Origin of the sequence: Pseudomonas putida (assembly GCA_041071465.1) — a bacterium.
Classification (GTDB): Bacteria; Pseudomonadota; Gammaproteobacteria; order Pseudomonadales; family Pseudomonadaceae; genus Aquipseudomonas; species Aquipseudomonas putida_P.
Map to the genome: position 1 here is coordinate 3,449,114 of CP163498.1, position 20,349 is coordinate 3,469,462.

Below are 20,349 nucleotides of genomic sequence, written 5' to 3' on the forward strand. Positions count from 1 at the left end.
TGCAGGTGGCCGGCAGTCCAGGTCAAGTGTGCGCGGGATGTACCTGGGGTGCAGGCTTGGGCAGCGATGACAGGAACGCCATCACCAGCGCCGCCAGATAAGGCAACGACTGTACCAGCAGCATCGCCACCCAGAAGCGCATGTCCGAGCTCGGCAGCCCCTGCACCAGGTAGATGCCTAGCGCCGCCCCCCACAGCAGCAACATGATGAACAGCTCTTCACGCGCTTCGGAAATCGCCACCAGCAACCCGTGGCTGTCGGCATTCTTTGGCGTGCGGAAGAACGGCATGCTGCTGGTGAAGAACCCGTACAGCACCGCCTTGGCGATGGTATGTGACAGCGCCAGCCCCGCCAGCGCCGCCGCAAAGGCATCCTTCAGGTTCACCCCCACCGCACGGCGGTAGAGGAAGATGATTTTGCCGACCTTGAAGAAGAACAGCGCCAGTGGCGGGATGGCGAAGATCATCAGTGGCGGGTCGACCCGGTGCGGCACGATGATCATCGCCGCCGACCACAGCAACGCACCGACGGTGAAGAAGATGTTCATGCCATCGGCGATCCATGGCAGCCAGCCGGCCAGGAAGTGATAGCGTTGGCCACGGGTCAGCTCACTGCCCTTGCCGCGCAGCAGGGCGCCGGCGTGGTGCTTGATGATCTGGATGGCGCCGTAGGCCCAGCGGAAGCGCTGCTTCTTGAAGTCGATGAAGGTGTCGGGCATCAGGCCTTTGCCGTAGCTGTTGTGGGCATAGGCGGCCGACAGGCCCTTCTCGAATACCCGCAGGCCCAGTTCGGCGTCCTCGCAGATGCACCACTCGGCCCAGCCCAGCTCTTGCAGCACGCTGCGCCGGGTCATGGTCATGGTGCCGTGCTGGATGATCGCATCACGGTCGTTGCGGGTGACCATGCCAATGTGGAAGAAGCCCTTGTATTCGCTGTAGCACAACTTCTTGAAGGCGCTTTCGTGCTGGTCGCGGTAGTCCTGCGGCGACTGCACCACGGCAATTTTCGGGTCGGCGAAGTGCGGCACCATGTGCTTGAGCCAGTTGCGGTCGACGCAGTAGTCCGAGTCGATGACCGCGATCACTTCGGCGTCCTTGGCCGTGTGCGGGATCAAGTAGTTCAGCGCGCCACCCTTGAAACCGGCCAGGGGCGCGACGTGGAAGAACTTGAAGCGCTCGCCGAGCTTCTCGCAGTGGGCCTTGAGCGGCTCCCACACGGCTGGGTCCTTGGTGTTGTTGTCGATCACCAGCACTTCGTAATCGGGGTAGTCCAGGGCAGCCAGGGCGTCGAGGGTTTGTTTCACCATTTCTGGCGGTTCGTTGTAGCACGGCACATGCACCGACACCTTGGGCCGGTAGGCACTGTCGGCCTGCACCGGCAGGAACTCGCGGCGGCGCTTGTGTATCCAGACGGCCTCGGCCAGTTCGTGGGCTTCGGTGAGCAGCACGATGAACACGCCCAGCGCACCGAGGGCCAGCAGCACGCCCACGGTCAGGCTGAACCAGGTGCTGTACTGCTGGCTGTAGTCGTAGGCGATCCACACCAGCACCGACCCGCACAGGAAGGTGATGAACGTGAGGAAGGTCCGGCCACGCTGGCGCAGGGCCGAGCCGTCGATGAACAGCACCATCAGGGCGATCATCGCCAGCACCACCGAGGCCACCGCCAGAGCACGCCACTGCGGGATCGCCACCACCGGGCCGTCGAAGTTGAACTTCTGCTGGCGCTCGGCGTTGTACACGCCCCAGTAGGCGCCTACCGAGCCTTCGTCGCTGGCTTTCCACGGCTGGTCGTAGGCTTCGATGACAAAGTAGTTGTAGCCACGGCGGTTGAGGGTGTTGACCAGGGTGCGCAGGTAGATGGCCTGGTCGGCCTGGGTGGCATCGGCACCCCCGCGCATGCGGCCGTTGCTTGGCCAGCCGACTTCCGACAGCAGCAGGGGTTTGCGCGGGAACTGGTGCTTCAGCTCACGGGCGCGGTCGAGGACGAACTCGACCGAGTCCTTCATCGGCACGAACTCCCAATAGGGCAGGATATGCGCGGCAATCAGGTCGACGTGCTTGGCCAGTTCTGGGTGTTCCTTCCAGATGTGCCATTGCTCACTGGTGGTCACCGGCACTTTTACGGCCGCACGTACCCGATCCAGGTATTTGATCAGGTTTTCCGGGGTGACTTCTTCGCGGAATAGCGCCTCGTTACCGACCACTACCCGCACCACACTGCGCGAGGTGTTGGCCAGCTCGATGGCGGTGGCGATTTCGCGTTCGTTGCGTTCCAGGTCCGGGCTGATCCAGATGCCCAGCGTCACCCGCAGGCCGAACTCCTCGGCCAGGCGCGGGATGTCGGCCTGGGTGCCTTCCACGGTGTAGATACGGATGCTGTCGGTCAGTTTGCTCAACTGCTCCAGGTCCTGGCGCATCTCGTCGTCAGTAGGGTACTGGCCCTTCTGCGGGCTTTCACCCAGGCGGAATGGCGAATACGAAAAGCCAGAGATCTGCTCTGGCCAGGCGGGGGCGGAAACCGGGCGGTTGATCAGTGCCCAGAACCCGGTGAACAGCGCGGCGATGGCCAGCACCACAACCAGGTTCAGGCCGAATTTACGTGAAGACATTGTCGTCCATTTGTGTCGAAGTGATAGGACATTAAAGCAGGGTTGGTAGTCTCTTTCCTAACGATGCAGGCGATGGGCCCGCTGGCATATAATGCGCGCCGGTTTTTTGGGGTATGAACATGAGCACAGAAGATCCACGCTTCGCCGGCGTTGCCCGGCTGTACGGCGACCAGGGGCTGCAACGCCTGGGCCAGGCCCATGTGGCGGTGGTCGGTATTGGCGGAGTGGGCTCCTGGGTGGCCGAAGCGTTGGCCCGCAGTGGCGTGGGCGAAATCACCCTGTTCGACCTGGACGATGTCTGCGTCAGCAACACCAACCGCCAGGCCCATGCCCTGGAAGGCCAGGTGGGGCGGCCCAAGGTTGAGGTCATGGCCGAACGCCTGCGAGCGATCAACCCGGCGTGCAAGGTGCATGCGGTGGCTGACTTCGTCACCCGCGAGACCATGGTCGAGTACATCCATGAGCAGCTGGATTGCGTGATCGACTGCATCGACAGCGTGATGGCCAAGGCGGCGCTGATCGCCTGGTGCCGGCGGCGCAAGATCGCGATTGTCACCACCGGTGGTGCGGGTGGGCAAATCGACCCGACGCAGATCCAGATCGCCGACCTGAACAAGACCTTCAACGACCCGCTCGCTTCGCGGGTGCGCTCAATCCTGCGCCGCGACTACAACTTCTCGCGCAATGTCAGCCGCAACTATGGCGTACCGTGCGTGTTCTCCAGCGAACAGCTGCGTTACCCCAAGGGCGATGGCAGCGTTTGCCTGCAGAAAAGCTTCGTGGGTGAGGGCGTAAGGCTGGACTGCGCGGGTGGCTTTGGCGCGGTGATGATGGTGACCGCGACCTTTGGCATGGTGGCAGCCAGCAAGGCGATCGAGAAGCTGGTGGCCGGTGCGCGGCGCCCTTCGGAGCGTATCAAACCTGAGTAACCATTCTCAGGCCTACTCGGTCTTTGTAGGAGCGGCCTTGTGTCGCGAAAGGGCCGCAAAGCGGCCCCAGCAATTTTGGCGGCGAAGCTGAAAATGTGGGGGCCGCTGCGCGCCCCATCGCGACACAAGGCCGCTCCTACAGGGAGCAGCGTTGCCCTGGATTTAGCGGTTGGACGCCAACTCCGCCATCCGCTGCAGCACCGCATGCAGCCCATTGCTGCGCGACGGCGACAGTTGGCGCTCAAGCCCCAGCTGTGTAAACCACGCGCGCAGATCGAGCATGGCCAACTCGTCACTGGCCAACCCCTGCACCCTCACCAGCATCAACGCCAGCAGCCCGCGCAACAGGCGTGCATCGCTACTGGCCTTGAACCGCCACAAGCCGTCGACCTGCTCGGCCACCAGCCAGACCAGGCTTTCGCAGCCATGCACCCGGTTGGCTTCGGTCTTTTCAGTCTCGGCCAGCGGTTCCAGTCGCTCGCCCCATTGCATCAGCAGCCGCGCGCGCTGCTCCCAGCCCTTGCCCTGTTCAAAAGCGTCCAGCGCCTGGCGTGCCTGCTCCGGCATGTTCATCGCAGCAGCTCCAGGCCCTGATCCAGCGCCGTGAAAAAGCGCTGCAAGTCATCGCTGTCGTTGTACAAGCCCAGCGACACCCGAATTGCGCCTTCCAGGCCCAAGCCTTTCAGCAGCGGCATGGCACAGTGGTGACCGGCGCGCACGGCAATGCCTTGCTCGGTGAGCAAGTGGGCAATATCGGCATTGTGCACGCCCTCGATGACGAAGCTGGCCAGGGCCGCCTGTGGCGTACCGAGTATGCGCACGCCTTCGCGGTCAGCCAGGCCGCGCAGCAGGTGCTGGTGCAGGCTGGTTTCGTGGGCCGCGACCGCTTGGGCATCGAGGCTGGCCAGGTAGCCCAGGGTTGCGCCAAGGCCGATCACCCCGGCTATGGGCGGCGTACCTGCCTCGAACCCCAGCGGTGCCGGGCGGAAGCTGGCGCTGTGGTACTCGGCAAGTTGCACCATCTCGCCACCGAACTGCCAGTGGCGCAGCAGCCCCAGCGCTTGGCTGTGGCCATAAAGCACGCCGACGCCGTCCGGGCCGTACAGCTTGTGGCTGGAAAACACATAGAAGTCGCACCCCAGTTGCTGCACGTCATGGCGGCCGTGCACCACGCCCTGGGCACCATCGACCACGGTCAGCGCGCCTTGGGCGCGGGCATGGGCCAACAGCGCCGGTAGCGGTTGCCAGGTACCCAGTACGTTGGACAGCTGGCTGACTGCCAGCACGCGGGTGCGCGGGCCGATCAGTTGCAGTGCCTGGTTCAGGTCGATGCAACCATGAGCGTCCAGCGGCAGTACCACCAGGCGCAGGTCGCGCCGGTGCGCCAGCTGTTGCCAGGGCAGCAGGTTGGCATGGTGCTCCAGGGCACTGACGGCAATTTCGTCCCCGGCTTCGAGGCGGTGTTCCAGGCCGTATGCCAGCAGGTTCAGTGCCGAGGTGGCGCCGTGGGTGAACACCACTTGCCGTGAGTCTGCGGCATTGAGCCAGGCGGCGACCTTGTCGCGGCTGGTTTCGAAGGCCTGGGTCGCCAGCGCACCGGGCAAGTGCTGGGCACGGTGCACGTTGGCTGCGCCATGGCCGTAGTAATGGCTCAGGGCATCGAGCAGGGCTTGCGGCTTCTGGCTGGTGGCGGCGCTGTCCAGGTAGGTCTGGTGCTGCCGTTGCAGGGCGGCGATGGCGGGAAAGTCGGCACGCCAGGGGGAGGGCTGGAACATGTTCGCGGGGCCTGGAATGAAAATCGGGTCTGGCGCGTTGGCGCCAGACCCGATCTTAACACTTCAAACCCGACAAGGTTCTCAGTTGTGGGCGTGCAGTGCTTCGTTCAGCTCGATGGCCGACTTGTGAGTCTTGCACTCTACGGCGCCGTTCAGCGAGTTGCGGCGGAACAGCAGGTCGGTCTGGCCAGCCAGGTCGCGGGCCTTGACCACTTTCACCAACTCGTTGTTCTCGTCCAGCAGGTTCACCTTGGTGCCGGCGGTGATGTACAGGCCGGCTTCGACGGTGTTGCGGTCGCCCAGCGGAATGCCGATACCGGCGTTGGCGCCGATCAGGCAGCCTTCGCCGACCTTGATGACGATGTTGCCGCCACCGGACAGGGTGCCCATGGTCGAGCAACCGCCGCCCAGGTCCGAACCTTTGCCGACGAATACGCCAGCGGACACGCGGCCTTCGATCATGCCTGGGCCTTCGGTGCCCGCGTTAAAGTTGACGAAGCCTTCGTGCATGATGGTGGTGCCTTCGCCGATGTAGGCGCCCAGGCGCACACGGGCGGTGTCGGCGATACGCACGCCGGCCGGGACCACGTAGTCGGTCATTTTCGGGAACTTGTCCACCGAGAACACTTCCAGCAGCTCGCCCTTAAGGCGCGCTTCCAGTTGCAGCTCGGCCAGTTCGGCCAGATCGACCGCGCCCTGGTTGGTCCAGGCCACGTTCGGCAGCAGCGGGAAGATACCGGCCAGGCTGACGCCGTGTGGCTTGACCAGGCGGTGCGACAGCAGGTGCAGCTTGAGGTAGGCCTCTGGGGTGGAGGTCAGGGCAGCGTCTTCGGCCAGCAGGGTGGCGACCAGCGGCTTGTGGCTCTCGGCCAGGCGGGTCAGCAGGGCGGCCTGGGCAGCATCAACGCCTTTCAGGGCTTCGGCCAGTTGGGCGGCCTGGCCGTTGCTGAAGGCGATGGCCTGGTTGCCACCTTCGTAACCGAGAACAGGGGCTACCGCAGCAACCAGTTCGGCGCTCGGGTTAAGCAAAGGTTGTGCGTAGAACACTTCCAGCCAGGCGCCCTGGCGGTTCTGGGAGCCGACACCGAAGGCCAGGCTGAACAGGGTATTGGACATGTGATTACCTCGTGCGAAATAGGGTAGGGGCTCAGGCCAGGGCAGCGGCGTACAGGTCGGGCTTGAAGCCGACCAGGGTACGCGCGCCAAGGTCCAGCACCGGGCGTTTGATCATCGACGGCTGGGCCAGCATCAGCTCGACGGCCTTGGCCTGGTCGAGGTCTGCCTTGCTGGCGTCGTCCAGCTTGCGGAATGTGGTGCCGGCACGGTTGAGGATGACTTCCCAGCCGTGTTCGTCGCACCAGCGGTTCAGGCTGTCACGGTCGATGCCTTGGGTCTTGTAATCGTGGAATTCGTAGGCGATGGCCTTGTCTTCGAGCCAGGTACGCGCCTTTTTCATGGTGTCACAGGCTTTTATGCCGTAGAGCGTGTAGGTCATTGTGTACATTGGGGGTGCAGGTTGCCCCAATCTCTCCGTTTTTCGATGTCAGTCGCGGGATTATGCGGGAACCAAACTGTGAGCGCCACGGGTGTGCTCGCCTTGAGTCTTGCAGTGGGTCGGCGATTGGGTGCCGGCCGTGCGGCGCTCGATCTCACAGACGAAGAAGTATCATCATGTTACATATTCACCTGCCACCTGCGACTATCGTGCAGCGGCCCCAAACCGTCGGTCGCCGCTAACATATTGTTTCAATGGCGATGTTTCGCCCTGCTATCGTTTCTGGTTCACAAAGGAAGCTCTCCCGGATGCAGTCCGCCTACACCGTCCTCATCCTGCTGACGCTGGTCAGCCTGTCGAAGCTGGTCGGCCGCATGATTCCGCTGCCCTTGCCGCTGGTGCAGATCGCCGCCGGTGCCTTGCTGGCCTTGCCGACACTGGGCCTGCATGTGGCCCTTGACCCCGAACTGTTCCTGTTCCTGTTCTTGCCGCCGCTGCTGTTTGCCGACGGCTGGCGCATCCCCAAGCGGGAGCTGTGGCGCATTCGCGGGCCCGTGGTGGCGCTGGCCGTCGGGCTGGTCCTTTTCACCGTGGTTGGGGCTGGATACTTCATTCACTGGCTGCTGCCGAGCATCCCGTTGCCAGTGGCCTTCGCCCTGGCAGCGGTACTTTCGCCAACCGACGCCGTGGCGGTTTCGGCCATTGCCCAAGACCGCCTGCCCACGCCGCTGATGCACATGCTGCAGGGCGAAGCCCTGATGAACGATGCGTCGGGCCTGGTGACCTTCAAGTTTGCCTTGGCAGCGGCGATTACCGGGGTGTTCTCGCTGACCGATGCAAGCTTCAGTTTTGTCCTGGTCGCGCTTGGCGGTCTGGCGGTGGGTGTGGGCTTGAGCTGGCTGGTCGGCCGCCTGCGCGCCTGGATGATCGCTCGCGGCTGGGACGACCCAGCCACGCATGTGGTGTTCATGCTGCTGTTGCCATTTGCTGCCTATGTGCTGGCCGAGCGTCTTGGCGTGTCGGGCATCCTTTCGGCGGTGGCGGCGGGCATGATGCAGAGCTGGCTCGACCTGCTGCCACGGCAAACCAGCACCCGCCTGCTCAACCGCAGCGTCTGGTCGCTGCTGGAGTTCGCCTTCAACGGCCTGATCTTCCTGCTGTTGGGCCTGCAGTTGCCGGACATCATCAAGGCGGTGGTCAGCCACGAACCCACCGTCTGGCCGACCCTGGCCTACCGCTGCCTGGATGTGGTGGCGATCTTTGCCGCGCTTATCCTGCTGCGTTACATCTGGGTGCAGAGCATCTGGCGCTCGATCGGCGTGGTGCGTCGCTGGCGTGGCAAACCGGCGCTGGTGCTGATGCCTACAGCGCGCTCCTGCTGGCTGCTGACCCTGGGCGGGGTGCGGGGTGCGGTGACCTTGGCAGGTGTGATGTCGGTGCCGTTGCTGATGGGGGCGGGCAAGGCCTTCCCGGAACGTGACTTGTTGATCTTCATTGCCGCCGGGGTGATCCTGCTGTCGTTGATCAGTGCCTGTATCGCGTTGCCGTTGTTGCTGCGCGGGGTGACCAAGAGCCCGGACGAGCGCCTGCGCCAGGAAGTGCAGGAAGCCTGGCGGCGCACGGCCGAAGCGGCGATCCATGCCCTGGAGGCAGAGGAGGTGATCGACAGCAATGCGCCGCAGGACGCCGCGCAGGCGACCTTGGCGACCGAACTGAAAGCGCGGTTGATGGCAGAATACCGGGATGAGCTGGACAGCTACAACGACAGCGCCGAAGCCAAGGCGCTGGCCGAGCAGATGGACCTGCTGGAGCGGCATTTGCGCTTGCGTGCACTGAGGGCGCAGCGGTTGGAGCTATACAACCTGCATCGCCAGCACCTGGTCGGTGATGAAGTGGTGCGCCAGGTCCTGGGGGAGCTGGACATGAGTGAAGCGAACCTTGGGCAAGTCAGGTAGGGCGTCGAAATGGCGAGGATTGCCCGCGCTCACCGAGAGCACGGGCGTTGCCTGGCTTACTTGCAGGCAGGGGAGCCATCGAGGCGCAGCAGGGTTTCGCCCACCTCTATGAAACCGTCGCCGTTCACATCCATCAGTGCCAGGATGGCATCCCTCTCATCGCTACTGTGCAAGTTGTCGAAGCGGTTCTTGAATTCTTCCAGCGAAACCTTGCCGTCGCCGTTGTCGTCCATTTCGAGGAGCCAGCTTTTGGCATCCTGACATATATCGCTGCTGATCCGGGTCATGGGTGTTGCCTCGTCTGCGGTGGAGGAGGCTTAACCTTAAGGTCGGGGTGATTGGGGCGATATTGGCGTATTCAGCCTGGCCGGTAGGGCAATTCGACGGCGTCGATCTGCCCTGCCGGTCGGCAAGGTTTTCAGGACGGCTCAGCGCTTTTGCAAGAACGCGCGAATACGCTCCGCCGCCTCGATGCACTCGGCCAGGGGGGCAACCAGGGCCATGCGCACACGCCCGCTACCGGGGTTCACGCCGTCGACTTCGCGGGACAGGTACGAACCTGGCACCACGGTCACGTGTTCGGCTTCGAACAGGTCACGGGTGAAGGCGGCATCGTCGTTGCCCGGCACCTTGGCCCACAGGTAGAAGCTGCCGTCCGGGCGTTGTACGTCGAGCACCGGTTGCAGGATATCCAGCACGGCATCGTACTTGGCTCGGTACTGGTCGCGGTTGGCGCGCACATGTGCCTCGTCCTGCCAGGCGGCGACGCTGGCCAGTTGGGTCTGCACGGGCATGGCACAGCCGTGGTAGGTCCGGTACAGCAGGAACGGCTTGATGATCTCGGCATCGCCAGCGACGAAGCCCGAGCGCAGGCCCGGCAGGTTGGAGCGCTTGGACAGGCTGTGGAACACCACGCAGCGCTTGAAGTCACTGCGGCCCAGTTCGGCGCAGGCGGTCAGCAGGCCCGGTGGCGGTGCGTCCTCATCGAAGTACAGCTCGCTGTAGCATTCGTCGGCCGCAATCACGAAGTCGTGCTCATCGGCCAGTGCAATCAGCTTTTTCAGGGTGTCCATCGGCACCAGCGCGCCGGTGGGGTTGCCTGGCGAGCACAGGAACAGGACCTGGCAGCGCTTCCATACCTCGGCCGGGACGGCGTCGAAGTCGGGGTTGAAGCCGTTGCTTTCCAGGCACGGCAGGTAGTGCGGGGTGGCACCGGCCAGCAGTGCTGCGCCTTCGTAGATCTGGTAGAACGGGTTGGGGCTGATGACCAGGCCGTCATCGGCACGGTTGACCACGGCCTGGGTGAAGGCGAACAGGGCTTCACGGGTGCCGTTTACCGGCAGGATGTGGCGGTCGGCATCCAGCCAGCCGGCCGGTACGCCAAAGCGCCGTTCGCACCACTGGCCGATAGCCTGGCGCAGGGCCGGCAAGCCGAGGGTGCTGGGGTATACCGCCAGCTTGTCGAGGTTGTCGGCCATGGCCTGGGCGACGAACGCCGGCGATTCGTGCTTCGGCTCACCGATCGACAGGGCGATGGCGCGTTTGTCCGCCGCAGGCTTCACGCTGCCCAGCAGGGCGCGGAGCTTTTCGAACGGGTAAGGCTGAAGCTGGGTCAAGGCATGGTTCATCTGCGCAAGGTCTCGTCAATCGTCTAATCGTTAAAAAGTCACGCGGGTCGGGCTGGTGTCGCTACCTTGGCCGGCCTGTAGCTGCTGCACGATGGCTTCCTGCAGGCGGCTGCACAGCTGCGGGTCCGACAGCGGCTGGTTGTCGGCATCGGTGATGAAGAACACGTCTTCCACCCGCTCACCGAGGGTGGCGATTTTGGCGTTCTGCAACGACAGGTCGAACTCCAGGAAAATCCGCCCAGCCGGGCCAGCAGACCAGGGCGGTCGGGTGCAGTAATTTCGAGGATGGTCACTGGCCGCTGGGCATCGTTGAGGATGGTCACCTGCGGTGGGAAATCGAAGTGCTTGAGCTGGCGCGGCACTCGGCGCTGGATGATGGTCGGGTAGTCCTCGGGGTTGCGCAGCGCTTCGGTCAGGCCGTCGCGAATCTGCTTTACCCGCTGCGGGTTGTCGCCGATCGAGCCACCGTCGTTGTCCAGCACGATGTAGGTGTCGAGGGTGAACTGGCTGCTCGACGTGATGATGCGCGCATCGTGGATGTTCAGGTTCAGCTGCGACATGGCCGCCACCGTCACGGCGAAGAAATCGTGCTGGTCGGGGGCGTAGATGAAGATCTGCGTGCCGCCTTCGAACTCGCGCTGGGTGGTTTCCTTGATCAGTACCAGCGGCCCACCATCGGCCGGTTGCTGGAGAATTGCATCCGTGTGCCAGGCCACATCGGCGGCGTTGTGCTTGAGGAAGTAGTCGTCACCCAGCTGCGACCACAATTGTTCCACGTCGTCTGGGTCGGTGCCCTCGCGCACCAGGATATCCAGCGCTGATGACTGGGTCTGGCGAATCTGCTCTTCGCGGTCCAGCGGGTTTTCCAGGCCGCGACGCAGGGCGCGCTTGGTCTCGGTGTACAACTGGCGCAGCAGGCTGGCCCGCCATGAGTTCCACAGGCTGGGGTTGGTGGCGTTGATATCGGCCACGGTCAGCACGTACAGGTAATCGAGGCGGGTCTCGTCGCCCACGTGCAGGGCAAAGTCATTGATCACCTGCGGGTCGGACAAGTCCTTGCGCTGGGCAGTGGTCGACATCACCAGGTGGTTTTGCACCAGCCAGACGATCAGGCGGCTGTCCCAGGCCGGCAACTGGTGGCGCTCGCAGAATTTTTGCGCGTCCACCGCGCCGATTTCCGAGTGGTCGCCCTGGCGGCCCTTGCCGATGTCGTGGTACAGGCCGGCCAGGTAGATCAGCTCGGGCTTGGGCAGGCGCCCCATGAGCTTGCTGGCCAGCGGAAATTTTTCGGATACCGGCGTGTATTGCAGCTTGCGCAGGTGCTTGATGAGGTTGAGGGTGTGCGCATCGACTGTGTAGATGTGGAACAGGTCATGCTGCATCTGCCCGACGATCAAGCCAAACTCCGGCAGGTAGCGGCCAAGGATGCCGTAGCGGTTCATCCGCCGCAGGTTGCGGTGAATGCCGATTTCGCACTTGAACAGCTCGATGAACAGGCTGGTGTTGCGGATATCGGTGCGGAACGTGTCGTCGATCAGGTGCCGGTGCTCGCGCAGCAGGCGCACGGTATCGGCACGTACGCCCTTGATTTCCGGGCGCTGGGCCATGAGCACGAAAATTTCCAGCATGGCGAACGGCGTGCGCTTGAACACGTTCGGGTTGGCCGCTTCTATATAGCCGTCATGCAGGCGGAAGCGCGCATTGAGCGGCTGGGTGCTGCCACTTTCCTCGTCGGCGAGGATGACCTCTTCGAAGTGCTGGACGATCAGGTCGCACAGCTGGCTGATGCTCATCACCACCCGGTAATACTGCTGCATGAACTGCTCGATCGCCCGCTTGGGGTTGTCGTCGCCGTAGCCCAGCAGTGTGGCCAGGCTGCGCTGGTGGTCGAACAGCAAGCGGTCTTCGGCGCGTCCGGCAAGCATGTGCAGGGCGTAGCGCACCTTCCACAAAAAGTCCTGGGACGAGGCCAGCAGTTCATTCTCGCTTTCCAGCAAGAAACCCTCGCCGGCCAGCGCATGCAGGTTCAGGGTGCCGTATTGGCGGCGGGCCACCCACAGCACCGTCTGGATGTCGCGCAGGCCACCTGGCGACCCTTTGACGTTGGGTTCCAGGTTGTACTCGGTATCGTTGTACTTGTGGTGGCGGGCCTTGAGCTCGGCGCGCTTGGCCAGGAAGAACTCCTTGCTCGGCCACATGTGCGCGGTGCTGGTCACCTCCAGCATGCGCTGGCGCAGGGCCTCTGGGCCGCAGATGGTGCGGCTTTCCATCAGGTTGGTGATGACCGTCAGGTCCGCGCGGGCCTGTTCGGCGCATTCGTCGACGGTGCGCACGCTTTGGCCCACTTCCAGGCCGATGTCCCACAGCAAGGTAAGGAAGCGTTCGATAGCGTCGCGGTACTGCTCGTGCTCGGCAGCGCCCAGCAGTATCAGCAGGTCGATGTCCGAGTGCGGGTGCAGCTCACCGCGCCCGTAACCGCCTACCGCGACCAAGGCGATGCCGCTTTGGTCGCCCCAGTCGAACTGGTTCCACGCCTGTTGCAGGATGTTGTCGACGAGCCAGGCGCGGGCTTCGATCAGTGGGCGGATTTCGCTACCAGCACGAAAACGCTTGTCGAGCACCTCGCCGGCCAGACGGATGGCTTTCTTGAAGGCGGCGATAGGGCTCGCCTTGAGGGCCAGTTCCGCCTGGAACTGGCCACGGTCGAACAGCTCGGGATCCACCTGGGGCATCGCGTCACATTCCTGTCGTGGGGTGGCCTGTGGGGGGCGAGGTCAGGCCGAAGTGCGCGGGATGGTGTCGTCCTTGCGCAGGGTGAAAATCTCGTAGCCGGTCGCGGTCACCACCAGGGTGTGTTCCCACTGGGCTGAAAGCTTGCGATCCTTGGTAATGGCAGTCCAGCCGTCGCCCAGCACCTTGGTGTCGGCCTTGCCCTGGTTGATCATCGGCTCGATGGTGAAGGTCATGCCTTCTTTAAGCTCCATGCCGGTGCCGGCGCGGCCGTAGTGCAGGATCTGCGGCTCTTCGTGGAACACCTTGCCGATGCCGTGGCCGCAGAACTCGCGCACCACGGAGAAGCCGTTCTTTTCCGCGTGCTTCTGGATCACTTCGCCGATATCGCCCAGGCGGCAGCCCGGCTTGACCAGCTCGATGGCCTTGTACATGCACTCCTGGGTAACCTTGGACAGGCGCTCGGCCCATACCGGCACGTTACCGACGTGGAACATGCGGCTGGTATCGCCGTGGTAGCCGTCCTTGATCACGGTGACGTCGATGTTCAGCGTGTCACCGTCCTTGAGCGGTTTGTCGTTGGGGATGCCATGGCAGACCACATGGTTGATCGAGGTGCAGATCGACTTCGGGTAGCCCTTGTAGTTGAGCGGCGCCGGGATGGCCTGCTGGACGTTGACGATATAGTCATGGCACAGGCGGTCGAGCTCTTCGGTGGTAACACCGGGCTTGACGTGTTCCTCGATCATTTCCAGCACGTCGGCGGCCAGGCGGCCGGCGATGCGCATCTTCTCGATGTCTTCTGCGGTCTTGATGTTGACGGTCATTACAGGCTCTCTACAGCGCCGCATGCGGCGCGAACAAACGGGAAAGGCCGGATTCTAGCAGAGCAGGGCGGCATTCTGTCGGGATAAAGGCGGCCATGCTGCTCTCTACAGGAGGCATTTTGGCCTGTTTGACGGGGCGCTGCAAAAACCGCTGACGGACGCGACCTCATCCGGGTTTCGTTCGCTCGCGGTCTGTGGTATAACATGCGCCGCTTTCGGGGACGACCCCGTCAGCTTAAACCCACACACGTGTCGACACGATGACCTGGGTGCCCCGGATTCTCGAATTTGCGGGTTGGTCATTGGGACGCGTGGAGGCCCAACCCGACTTATCAAGGAACTATCATGTCCCAAGTCAATATGCGCGATATGCTGAAGGCCGGTGTGCACTTCGGCCACCAGACCCGTTACTGGAACCCGAAAATGGGCAAGTACATTTTCGGCGCGCGTAACAAGATCCACATCATCAACCTGGAAAAAACCCTGCCAATGTTCAACGACGCTCTGGCGTTCGTAGAGCGTCTGGCTCAGGGCAAGAACAAGATCATGTTCGTCGGCACCAAGCGTTCCGCCGGCAAGATCGTCGCCGAGCAAGCTGCTCGCGCTGGTTCGCCATACGTTGATCACCGCTGGTTGGGCGGCATGCTGACCAACTACAAAACCATCCGCGCTTCGATCAAGCGTCTGCGCGACCTGGAAACCCAGGCCGAAGACGGCACCTTTGCCAAGCTGACCAAGAAAGAAGCCCTGATGCGTTCGCGCGATCTGGAAAAGCTGGACCGCAGCCTGGGTGGTATCAAGGACATGGGCGGTCTGCCTGATGCCCTGTTCGTGATCGACGTTGATCACGAGCGCATTGCTATCACCGAAGCAAACAAGCTGGGCATCCCGGTTATCGGCGTTGTCGATACCAACAGCAGCCCGGAAGGTGTTGACTACATCATCCCAGGCAACGACGACGCCATCCGCGCCATCGAGCTGTACATGACTTCGATGGCTGACGCCATCATCCGCGGCCGCAACAACGTTGCTGGCGGCACCGAAGTCTATGTTGAAGAAGCGGCTGCACCTGCTGCTGAGTAATAGGCGCTAGCGTCTACTTGGCACGCAAAAAGGGGGCTCTGCCCCCTTTTTGCCACCTTGAAATCCTGCTGTCAGCATCGGCCCCGCATCATGGGCGTGCTGAAATGAAAACAGCGGATTAGCAGAATTGAACGCCCGTGATCAACGGGTGGAATGGTTGAAAAACTTTCCAAGAGGATTTTGAAATGGCAGCAATTACTGCAGCGCTGGTAAAAGAACTGCGCGAGCGTACCGGCGAAGGCATGATGGATTGCAAAAAGGCCCTGGAAAAGGCCGGCGGCGACATCGAAAAAGCCATTGACGACATGCGTGCCTCGGGCGCCATCAAGGCCGCCAAAAAGGCTGGCAACGTCGCTGCTGAAGGCGCTATCGCCGTCAAGACCGACGGTAAATCCGCCGTCCTGCTGGAAGTGAACTCGCAGACCGACTTCCTGGCCCTGCAAGACGACTTCAAGAACTTCGTTGCCGAAAGCCTCGAAGAAGCCTTCGCCCAGAAGCTGACCGATGCTGCTCCGCTGATCGCCTCGCGTGAAGCTGCTCGTGAAGCCCTGGTTGCCAAGTGCGGCGAGAACGTCAACATCCGTCGCCTGGTGCGCGTTGAAGGTGACGTTGTCGGTGCCTACCTGCACGGCAACAAGATCGGCGCTGTCGTCGTTCTGAAAGGCGGTGACGTAGAGCTGGCGAAAAACATCGCCATGCACGTTGCAGCGTCGAACCCTGAGTTCCTGGATTCGTCGGAAATCTCCGCCGAGGCCATCGAGCGCGAGAAGGGTGTCTTCCTGCAGCTGAACGCCGACAAGATCGCCGGCAAGCCGGAAAACATCGTTGAAAACATGATCAACGGCCGTATCACCAAGTTCAAGGCCGAAGCCTCGCTGAAAGAGCAAGCCTTCGTCATGAACCCAGAAGTCAAGGTTGGTGAACTGGCCAAGAAAGCCGGTGCTGAAATCGTTTCCTTCACCTACTTCAAAGTAGGCGAAGGCATCGAGAAGCCAGTCGACGACTTCGCTGCTGAAGTTGCCGCTCAGGTAGCTGCTGCCAAGCAGTAAGACAGCCTCGTCTGTCGCCCCAAAGAGGCTGCCCGCTCACGCGCGCAGCCTCTTTGTCAAAACGGCAAAGGGTTTATAAGGCCCGCCGCCGCTGGCGCCAAAACGGTGCCACGCTACAGTTAGCAGGCTGCAAACAGCCCGCATGAATTTTCTAAAAGTACGCCGCAGGAGAGACTCGCAATGGCTCAGCAGGTGAGTGGTCGCCAACCTCGCTATAAACGCATTTTGCTCAAACTTAGCGGCGAGGCCCTGATGGGCTCGGAAGACTTCGGGATCGACCCGAAAGTGCTGGATCGTATGGCCCTTGAAGTTGGCCAGTTGGTAGGGATCGGTGTCCAGGTCGGCCTGGTGATCGGCGGTGGCAACCTGTTCCGCGGTGCCGCGCTCAGCGCAGCCGGCATGGACCGTGTCACCGGTGACCACATGGGCATGCTGGCCACCGTGATGAACGGCCTGGCCATGCGCGACGCGCTGGAGCGCTCGAACATCCCGGCCCTGGTCATGTCGGCCATTTCCATGGTCGGTGTCACCGATCATTACGATCGTCGCAAAGCTATTCGCCACCTCAACTCCGGGGATGTGGTAATTTTCTCCGCCGGTACTGGCAACCCGTTCTTCACCACCGACTCCGCAGCCTGCCTGCGTGCCATCGAAATCGATGCCGATGTGGTGCTGAAGGCGACCAAGGTCGATGGTGTGTACACTGCCGATCCATTCAAGGACCCGCACGCCGAGAAGTTCGATCACCTGACCTACGACGAGGTCCTGGATCGCAAGCTGGGTGTGATGGACCTGACTGCAATCGTTCTGTGTCGCGACCACGGGATGCCATTGCGGGTATTCAACATGAACAAGCCTGGCGCCCTGCTGAACATCGTGGTGGGTGGCGCTGAAGGTACTCTGATCGAGGAAGGCCAAGCATGATCAACGACATCAAGAAAGACGCGCAGGAGCGCATGACCAAGTCCCTCGAGGCCCTGGGCCGCAACCTGGCGGCAATCCGCACTGGTCGCGCGCACCCAAGCATCCTGGATACCGTCAAGGTCACTGCCTGGGGCAGCGAAATGCCGCTGAACCAGGTTGCCGCGATCACCGTCGAAGATGCTCGCACCCTGAAGATCGTCGCTCACGACAAGAACCTCAGCGCTGCCATCGAGAAGGCCATCCTTACCTCCGACCTGGGCCTGAACCCATCCAGCGCCGGTACCACCATTCGTGTGCCGATGCCGGCCCTGACCGAGGAAACCCGCAAGGGCTACACCAAGCAGGCCAGCGGTGTGGCCGAGGACGCCAAGGTAGCTGTGCGCAACGTGCGCCGCGACGCCCTGGCTGACCTGAAGAAGCTGACCAAGGACAAGGAAATCAGTGAAGACGAAGAACGTCGCGCCGCTGATGAGATCCAGAAGCTGACCGACAAGTTCGTTGCCGAAGTCGATGCTGCCTTCAAAGCCAAGGAAAAGGACCTGATGGCCGTTTAAGGCCGGGGTTTTTTAATGGAAAAGACCAAGCCAGCGGTGCCGTCCTCGGTGCCGCGTCATGTCGCGATCATCATGGATGGCAACAACCGCTGGGCGAAGAAACGCCTGCTGCCCGGCGTTGCCGGGCACAAGGCGGGTGTCGACGCCGTTCGCGCGGTCATCGAAGTCTGTGCCAAGTCCGGGGTCGAGGTGCTGACCCTGTTCGCCTTCTCCAGCGAAAACTGGCAGCGCCCCGCCGAAGAAGTGGGTGCGCTGATGGAGTTGTTTTTCTCGGCCCTGCGCCGTGAGGCCAAGCGCCTCAATGAAAACAACATCAGCCTGCGCATCATCGGTGACCGTTCGCGTTTCCACCCTGAGCTGCAGGCTGCCATGCGCGAAGCCGAGGCAGTGACCGCCGGTAACAATCGCTTCATCCTGCAGATTGCAGCCAACTACGGTGGCCAGTGGGACATCGCCCAGGCCGCCCAGCGGCTGGCGCGGGAAGTGCAAGCTGGGCACCTGCGCCCGGAAGACATCACCCCGGGCCTTTTGCAGGCCTGCCTGGCAACCGGCGAGCTGCCATTGCCGGACTTGTGCATCCGCACCGGTGGCGAGCACCGCATCAGTAATTTCCTGCTGTGGCAGCTGGCCTATGCCGAGTTGTATTTCTCCGACCTGTACTGGCCGGACTTCAAACACGAGGCCATGCGCAATGCCCTGGCCGATTTCGCTTCGCGCCAGCGCCGCTTTGGTAAGACCAGCGAGCAGGTCGAGGCTGGAGCTCGTGCTTAATGCTTAAACAACGCATCATTACTGCGCTGATCCTGCTGCCGATCGCGCTGGGCGGTTTCTTCCTGCTCAACGGTGGCGATTTCGCCCTGTTCATCGGCTTCGTGGTGACCCTCGGTGCCTGGGAGTGGGCGCGCCTTGCCGGGCTGATGGCCCAGCCGCTGCGTATTGCCTATGCCGCGGTGGTCGCCGGGGCGCTGATGCTGCTGTACATCCTTCCAGAGCTGGCGCCCTGGGTGCTGGGCGCCGCGGTGATCTGGTGGGGGCTGGCAACCTGGCTGGTGCTGACCTATCCGCGCAGCAGCGAGCTGTGGGCCAGTGCTGCCTGCCGGCTGCTGATCGGCCTGCTGGTGCTGCTGCCCGCCTGGCAGGGGCTGGTGCTGCTCAAGCACTGGCCGCTGGGCAACGGGTTGATCCTGTCGGTCATGGTGCTGGTGTGGGCTGCCGACATTGGCGCGTACTTCTCTGGGCGGGCGTTCGGCAAGCGCAAGCTGGCCCCGCAAGTCAGCCCGGGCAAGAGCTGGGAGGGCGTGTACGGTGGTCTGGCGGTCAGCCTGCTGATTACCCTGGGTGTCGGCATCAGCCGCGACTGGAGCTTTGGTCAGGTCCTGCTCGGCCTGCTGGGCGCCGCGCTGCTGGTCATGGCCTCGGTAGTCGGTGACCTGACCGAAAGCATGTTCAAGCGCCGCTCCGGCATCAAGGACAGCAGCAACCTGCTGCCCGGCCACGGTGGCGTGCTTGATCGCATCGACAGCCTGACTGCGGCAATCCCGATTTTTGCGGTGCTGTTGTGGGCTGCCGAATGGGGTGTGATGTGAGTCGCCCGCAGCGTATTACCGTGCTCGGGGCCACTGGCTCCATCGGCCTGAGCACGCTGGATGTGATCGCGCGGCACCCTGATCGCTATCAGGCGTTTGCCCTCAGTGGCTATTCGCGCGTCGACGAGCTGTTGGCGCTGTGCGTGCGTCATCGCCCGGCGTTCGCCGTGGTGCCGAGCGCCGAGGCAGCCGCAAGGCTGCGCGCAAGCCTGGCTGCAGCCGGCTGCGCCACCGAGGTGCTGGAAGGCGAGGCCGGGCTGTGCCAGGTGGCGTCGGCAGCGGAAGTGGATGCAGTGATGGCGGCCATTGTCGGTGCCGCCGGCCTGCGCCCTACGCTGGCGGCTGTCGAGGCTGGCAAGAAGGTATTGCTGGCCAACAAGGAAGCGCTGGTGATGTCGGGCGCGCTGTTCATGGAGGCAGTGCGGCGCAGTGGCGCCGTGTTGCTGCCGATCGACAGTGAGCACAACGCGATCTTTCAGTGCATGCCTGGCGACTACGCCCGAGGCTTGAGTGCCGTTGGTGTGCGCCGGATCCTGCTGACCGCTTCCGGTGGTCCGTTCCGCGAGACGCCGGTCGAGGCGTTGTTGGACGTGACCCCGGAACAAGCCTGCGCGCACCCTAACTGGTCCATGGGGCGCAAGATTTCCGTGGATTCGGCCAGCATGATGAACAAGGGGCTCGAACTGATCGAAGCCTGCTGGCTGTTCGATGCTGCGCCGGCCAAGGTCGAGGTGGTGGTGCACCCGCAGAGCGTGATCCACTCGCTGGTCGACTATGTGGACGGGTCGGTGCTCGCGCAACTGGGCAACCCGGACATGCGCACACCGATCGCCAATGCCTTGGCCTGGCCTGAACGGATCGACTCCGGGGTCGCGCCGCTGGACCTGTTCGCCATCGCCCGTCTGGATTTCCAGGCGCCCGACGAACAACGCTTCCCTTGCCTGCGCCTGGCGCGGCAGGCTGCCGAGGCCGGCAATAGCGCGCCCGCCGTGCTCAATGCGGCCAACGAAGTGGCGGTCGAGGCATTTCTTGAGCGGCGTATCCGCTTCCCGGAGATCGCGGGTATGATCGAACAGGTACTCGACCAGGAGCCCGTCGTGCCGCTGCCGTCGCTGGACGCGGTGTTTGCCGCCGATCAGCGTGCCCGGGAGCTTTCCCGTGAGTGGCTGAGGCGTCACGGTCGCTGATGCAGGCTCGCCACGG

Annotated in this window: 17 protein-coding genes and 1 pseudogene; 9 read left to right on the plus strand and 9 right to left on the minus strand. The window is 62.9% G+C overall.

All coding sequences use genetic code 11. From position 1 onward, the window contains the following. Positions 1 to 22 precede the first annotated feature (22 nt). Positions 23 to 2,611, minus strand: coding sequence for a glycosyltransferase (locus AB5975_15930; protein XDR18178.1), 2,589 nt, complete (start codon positions 2,609 to 2,611; stop codon positions 23 to 25). A 119-nt stretch (positions 2,612 to 2,730) separates the two neighbouring features. Here AB5975_15930 and tcdA point away from each other — a divergent pair, with 119 nt between their 5' ends. Next, complete coding sequence (gene tcdA / locus AB5975_15935; GenBank protein ID XDR18179.1) at positions 2,731 to 3,540, plus strand: tRNA cyclic N6-threonylcarbamoyladenosine(37) synthase TcdA; 810 nt, start codon at positions 2,731 to 2,733, stop codon at positions 3,538 to 3,540. A gap of 162 nt (positions 3,541 to 3,702) precedes the next feature. Here tcdA and AB5975_15940 read toward each other — a convergent pair whose 3' ends face one another. From AB5975_15940 to AB5975_15955, 4 genes are all read right to left on the minus strand, one after another. Then, positions 3,703 to 4,113, minus strand: coding sequence for a SufE family protein (locus tag AB5975_15940; protein ID XDR18180.1), 411 nt, complete (start codon positions 4,111 to 4,113; stop codon positions 3,703 to 3,705). Continuing rightward, positions 4,110 to 5,315, minus strand: coding sequence for a cysteine desulfurase (locus tag AB5975_15945; protein ID XDR18181.1), 1,206 nt, complete (start codon positions 5,313 to 5,315; stop codon positions 4,110 to 4,112). The genes AB5975_15940 and AB5975_15945 overlap by 4 nt, the downstream gene beginning before the upstream one ends. A gap of 81 nt (positions 5,316 to 5,396) precedes the next feature. Then, the gene (gene dapD / locus AB5975_15950) at positions 5,397 to 6,431 is read right to left on the minus strand and encodes a 2,3,4,5-tetrahydropyridine-2,6-dicarboxylate N-succinyltransferase (GenBank protein XDR18182.1); all 1,035 of its coding nucleotides are present in this window, start codon (positions 6,429 to 6,431) and stop codon (positions 5,397 to 5,399) included. A gap of 31 nt (positions 6,432 to 6,462) precedes the next feature. After that, positions 6,463 to 6,810: an ArsC family reductase gene (locus tag AB5975_15955; protein ID XDR18183.1), complete on the minus strand. Its 348-nt coding sequence runs from the start codon at positions 6,808 to 6,810 to the stop codon at positions 6,463 to 6,465. Between the two features lie 308 nt (positions 6,811 to 7,118). Between AB5975_15955 and AB5975_15960 the strand changes: the two genes are divergently transcribed. Next, a complete protein-coding gene (locus AB5975_15960; protein ID XDR18184.1) occupies positions 7,119 to 8,765 on the plus strand; it encodes a Na+/H+ antiporter in 1,647 nt (548 codons plus the stop codon). A gap of 56 nt (positions 8,766 to 8,821) precedes the next feature. Here the strand turns inward: AB5975_15960 and AB5975_15965 are convergent, their stop codons facing one another. The 4 genes and pseudogenes from AB5975_15965 to map form a co-directional block, all read right to left on the minus strand. Then, on the minus strand, positions 8,822 to 9,052 hold the full coding sequence (locus tag AB5975_15965; GenBank protein ID XDR18185.1) for a hypothetical protein: 231 nt from the start codon (positions 9,050 to 9,052) through the stop codon (positions 8,822 to 8,824). 141 nt (positions 9,053 to 9,193) lie between these two features. After that, on the minus strand, positions 9,194 to 10,393 hold the full coding sequence (dapC, locus tag AB5975_15970) for a succinyldiaminopimelate transaminase (protein ID XDR18186.1): 1,200 nt from the start codon (positions 10,391 to 10,393) through the stop codon (positions 9,194 to 9,196). A 30-nt stretch (positions 10,394 to 10,423) separates the two neighbouring features. Next, positions 10,424 to 13,125 (minus strand): annotated as a pseudogene (locus AB5975_15975) ([protein-PII] uridylyltransferase). A 42-nt stretch (positions 13,126 to 13,167) separates the two neighbouring features. Then, positions 13,168 to 13,950 carry a type I methionyl aminopeptidase gene (map, locus tag AB5975_15980; GenBank protein ID XDR18187.1) on the minus strand — a complete coding sequence of 261 codons (783 nt, stop codon included), beginning with the start codon at positions 13,948 to 13,950 and terminating at the stop codon, positions 13,168 to 13,170. A gap of 345 nt (positions 13,951 to 14,295) precedes the next feature. On the opposite strand from map, the gene rpsB reads away from it, so the two are divergent. From rpsB to ispC, 7 genes are all read left to right on the plus strand, one after another. After that, a complete protein-coding gene (gene rpsB / locus AB5975_15985) occupies positions 14,296 to 15,033 on the plus strand; it encodes a 30S ribosomal protein S2 (GenBank protein XDR18188.1) in 738 nt (245 codons plus the stop codon). Positions 15,034 to 15,218: 185 nt separating this feature from the next. After that, complete coding sequence (gene tsf, locus AB5975_15990; protein XDR18189.1) at positions 15,219 to 16,082, plus strand: translation elongation factor Ts; 864 nt, start codon at positions 15,219 to 15,221, stop codon at positions 16,080 to 16,082. A 180-nt stretch (positions 16,083 to 16,262) separates the two neighbouring features. After that, a complete protein-coding gene (pyrH, locus tag AB5975_15995) occupies positions 16,263 to 17,006 on the plus strand; it encodes a UMP kinase (protein ID XDR18190.1) in 744 nt (247 codons plus the stop codon). Beyond that, the gene (gene frr / locus AB5975_16000; GenBank protein ID XDR18191.1) at positions 17,003 to 17,560 is read left to right on the plus strand and encodes a ribosome recycling factor; all 558 of its coding nucleotides are present in this window, start codon (positions 17,003 to 17,005) and stop codon (positions 17,558 to 17,560) included. Before pyrH ends, frr begins: the two co-directional genes overlap by 4 nt. Before the next feature lie 15 nt (positions 17,561 to 17,575). Further along, a complete protein-coding gene (uppS, locus tag AB5975_16005; protein ID XDR18192.1) occupies positions 17,576 to 18,331 on the plus strand; it encodes a polyprenyl diphosphate synthase in 756 nt (251 codons plus the stop codon). Further along, the gene (locus tag AB5975_16010) at positions 18,331 to 19,146 is read left to right on the plus strand and encodes a phosphatidate cytidylyltransferase (GenBank protein XDR18193.1); all 816 of its coding nucleotides are present in this window, start codon (positions 18,331 to 18,333) and stop codon (positions 19,144 to 19,146) included. Before uppS ends, AB5975_16010 begins: the two co-directional genes overlap by 1 nt. Continuing rightward, a complete protein-coding gene (gene ispC / locus AB5975_16015) occupies positions 19,143 to 20,333 on the plus strand; it encodes a 1-deoxy-D-xylulose-5-phosphate reductoisomerase (protein XDR18194.1) in 1,191 nt (396 codons plus the stop codon). Before AB5975_16010 ends, ispC begins: the two co-directional genes overlap by 4 nt. The last annotated feature ends 16 nt before the right edge of the window (positions 20,334 to 20,349 follow it).

Excerpts from the sequence above, each read along its gene's own strand:
- AB5975_15930 (XDR18178.1), bottom strand. The coding sequence starts at position 2,611 with ATGTCTTCACGTAAATTCGGCCTGAACCTGGTTGTGGTGCTGGCCATC.
- tcdA (XDR18179.1), top strand. The coding sequence starts at position 2,731 with ATGAGCACAGAAGATCCACGCTTCGCCGGCGTTGCCCGGCTGTACGGC.
- AB5975_15940 (XDR18180.1), bottom strand. The coding sequence starts at position 4,113 with ATGAACATGCCGGAGCAGGCACGCCAGGCGCTGGACGCTTTTGAACAG.
- AB5975_15945 (XDR18181.1), bottom strand. The coding sequence starts at position 5,315 with ATGTTCCAGCCCTCCCCCTGGCGTGCCGACTTTCCCGCCATCGCCGCC.
- dapD (XDR18182.1), bottom strand. The coding sequence starts at position 6,431 with ATGTCCAATACCCTGTTCAGCCTGGCCTTCGGTGTCGGCTCCCAGAAC.
- AB5975_15955 (XDR18183.1), bottom strand. The coding sequence starts at position 6,810 with ATGACCTACACGCTCTACGGCATAAAAGCCTGTGACACCATGAAAAAG.
- AB5975_15960 (XDR18184.1), top strand. The coding sequence starts at position 7,119 with ATGCAGTCCGCCTACACCGTCCTCATCCTGCTGACGCTGGTCAGCCTG.
- AB5975_15965 (XDR18185.1), bottom strand. The coding sequence starts at position 9,052 with ATGACCCGGATCAGCAGCGATATATGTCAGGATGCCAAAAGCTGGCTC.
- dapC (XDR18186.1), bottom strand. The coding sequence starts at position 10,393 with ATGAACCATGCCTTGACCCAGCTTCAGCCTTACCCGTTCGAAAAGCTC.
- map (XDR18187.1), bottom strand. The coding sequence starts at position 13,950 with ATGACCGTCAACATCAAGACCGCAGAAGACATCGAGAAGATGCGCATC.
- rpsB (XDR18188.1), top strand. The coding sequence starts at position 14,296 with ATGTCCCAAGTCAATATGCGCGATATGCTGAAGGCCGGTGTGCACTTC.
- tsf (XDR18189.1), top strand. The coding sequence starts at position 15,219 with ATGGCAGCAATTACTGCAGCGCTGGTAAAAGAACTGCGCGAGCGTACC.
- pyrH (XDR18190.1), top strand. The coding sequence starts at position 16,263 with ATGGCTCAGCAGGTGAGTGGTCGCCAACCTCGCTATAAACGCATTTTG.
- frr (XDR18191.1), top strand. The coding sequence starts at position 17,003 with ATGATCAACGACATCAAGAAAGACGCGCAGGAGCGCATGACCAAGTCC.
- uppS (XDR18192.1), top strand. The coding sequence starts at position 17,576 with ATGGAAAAGACCAAGCCAGCGGTGCCGTCCTCGGTGCCGCGTCATGTC.
- AB5975_16010 (XDR18193.1), top strand. The coding sequence starts at position 18,331 with ATGCTTAAACAACGCATCATTACTGCGCTGATCCTGCTGCCGATCGCG.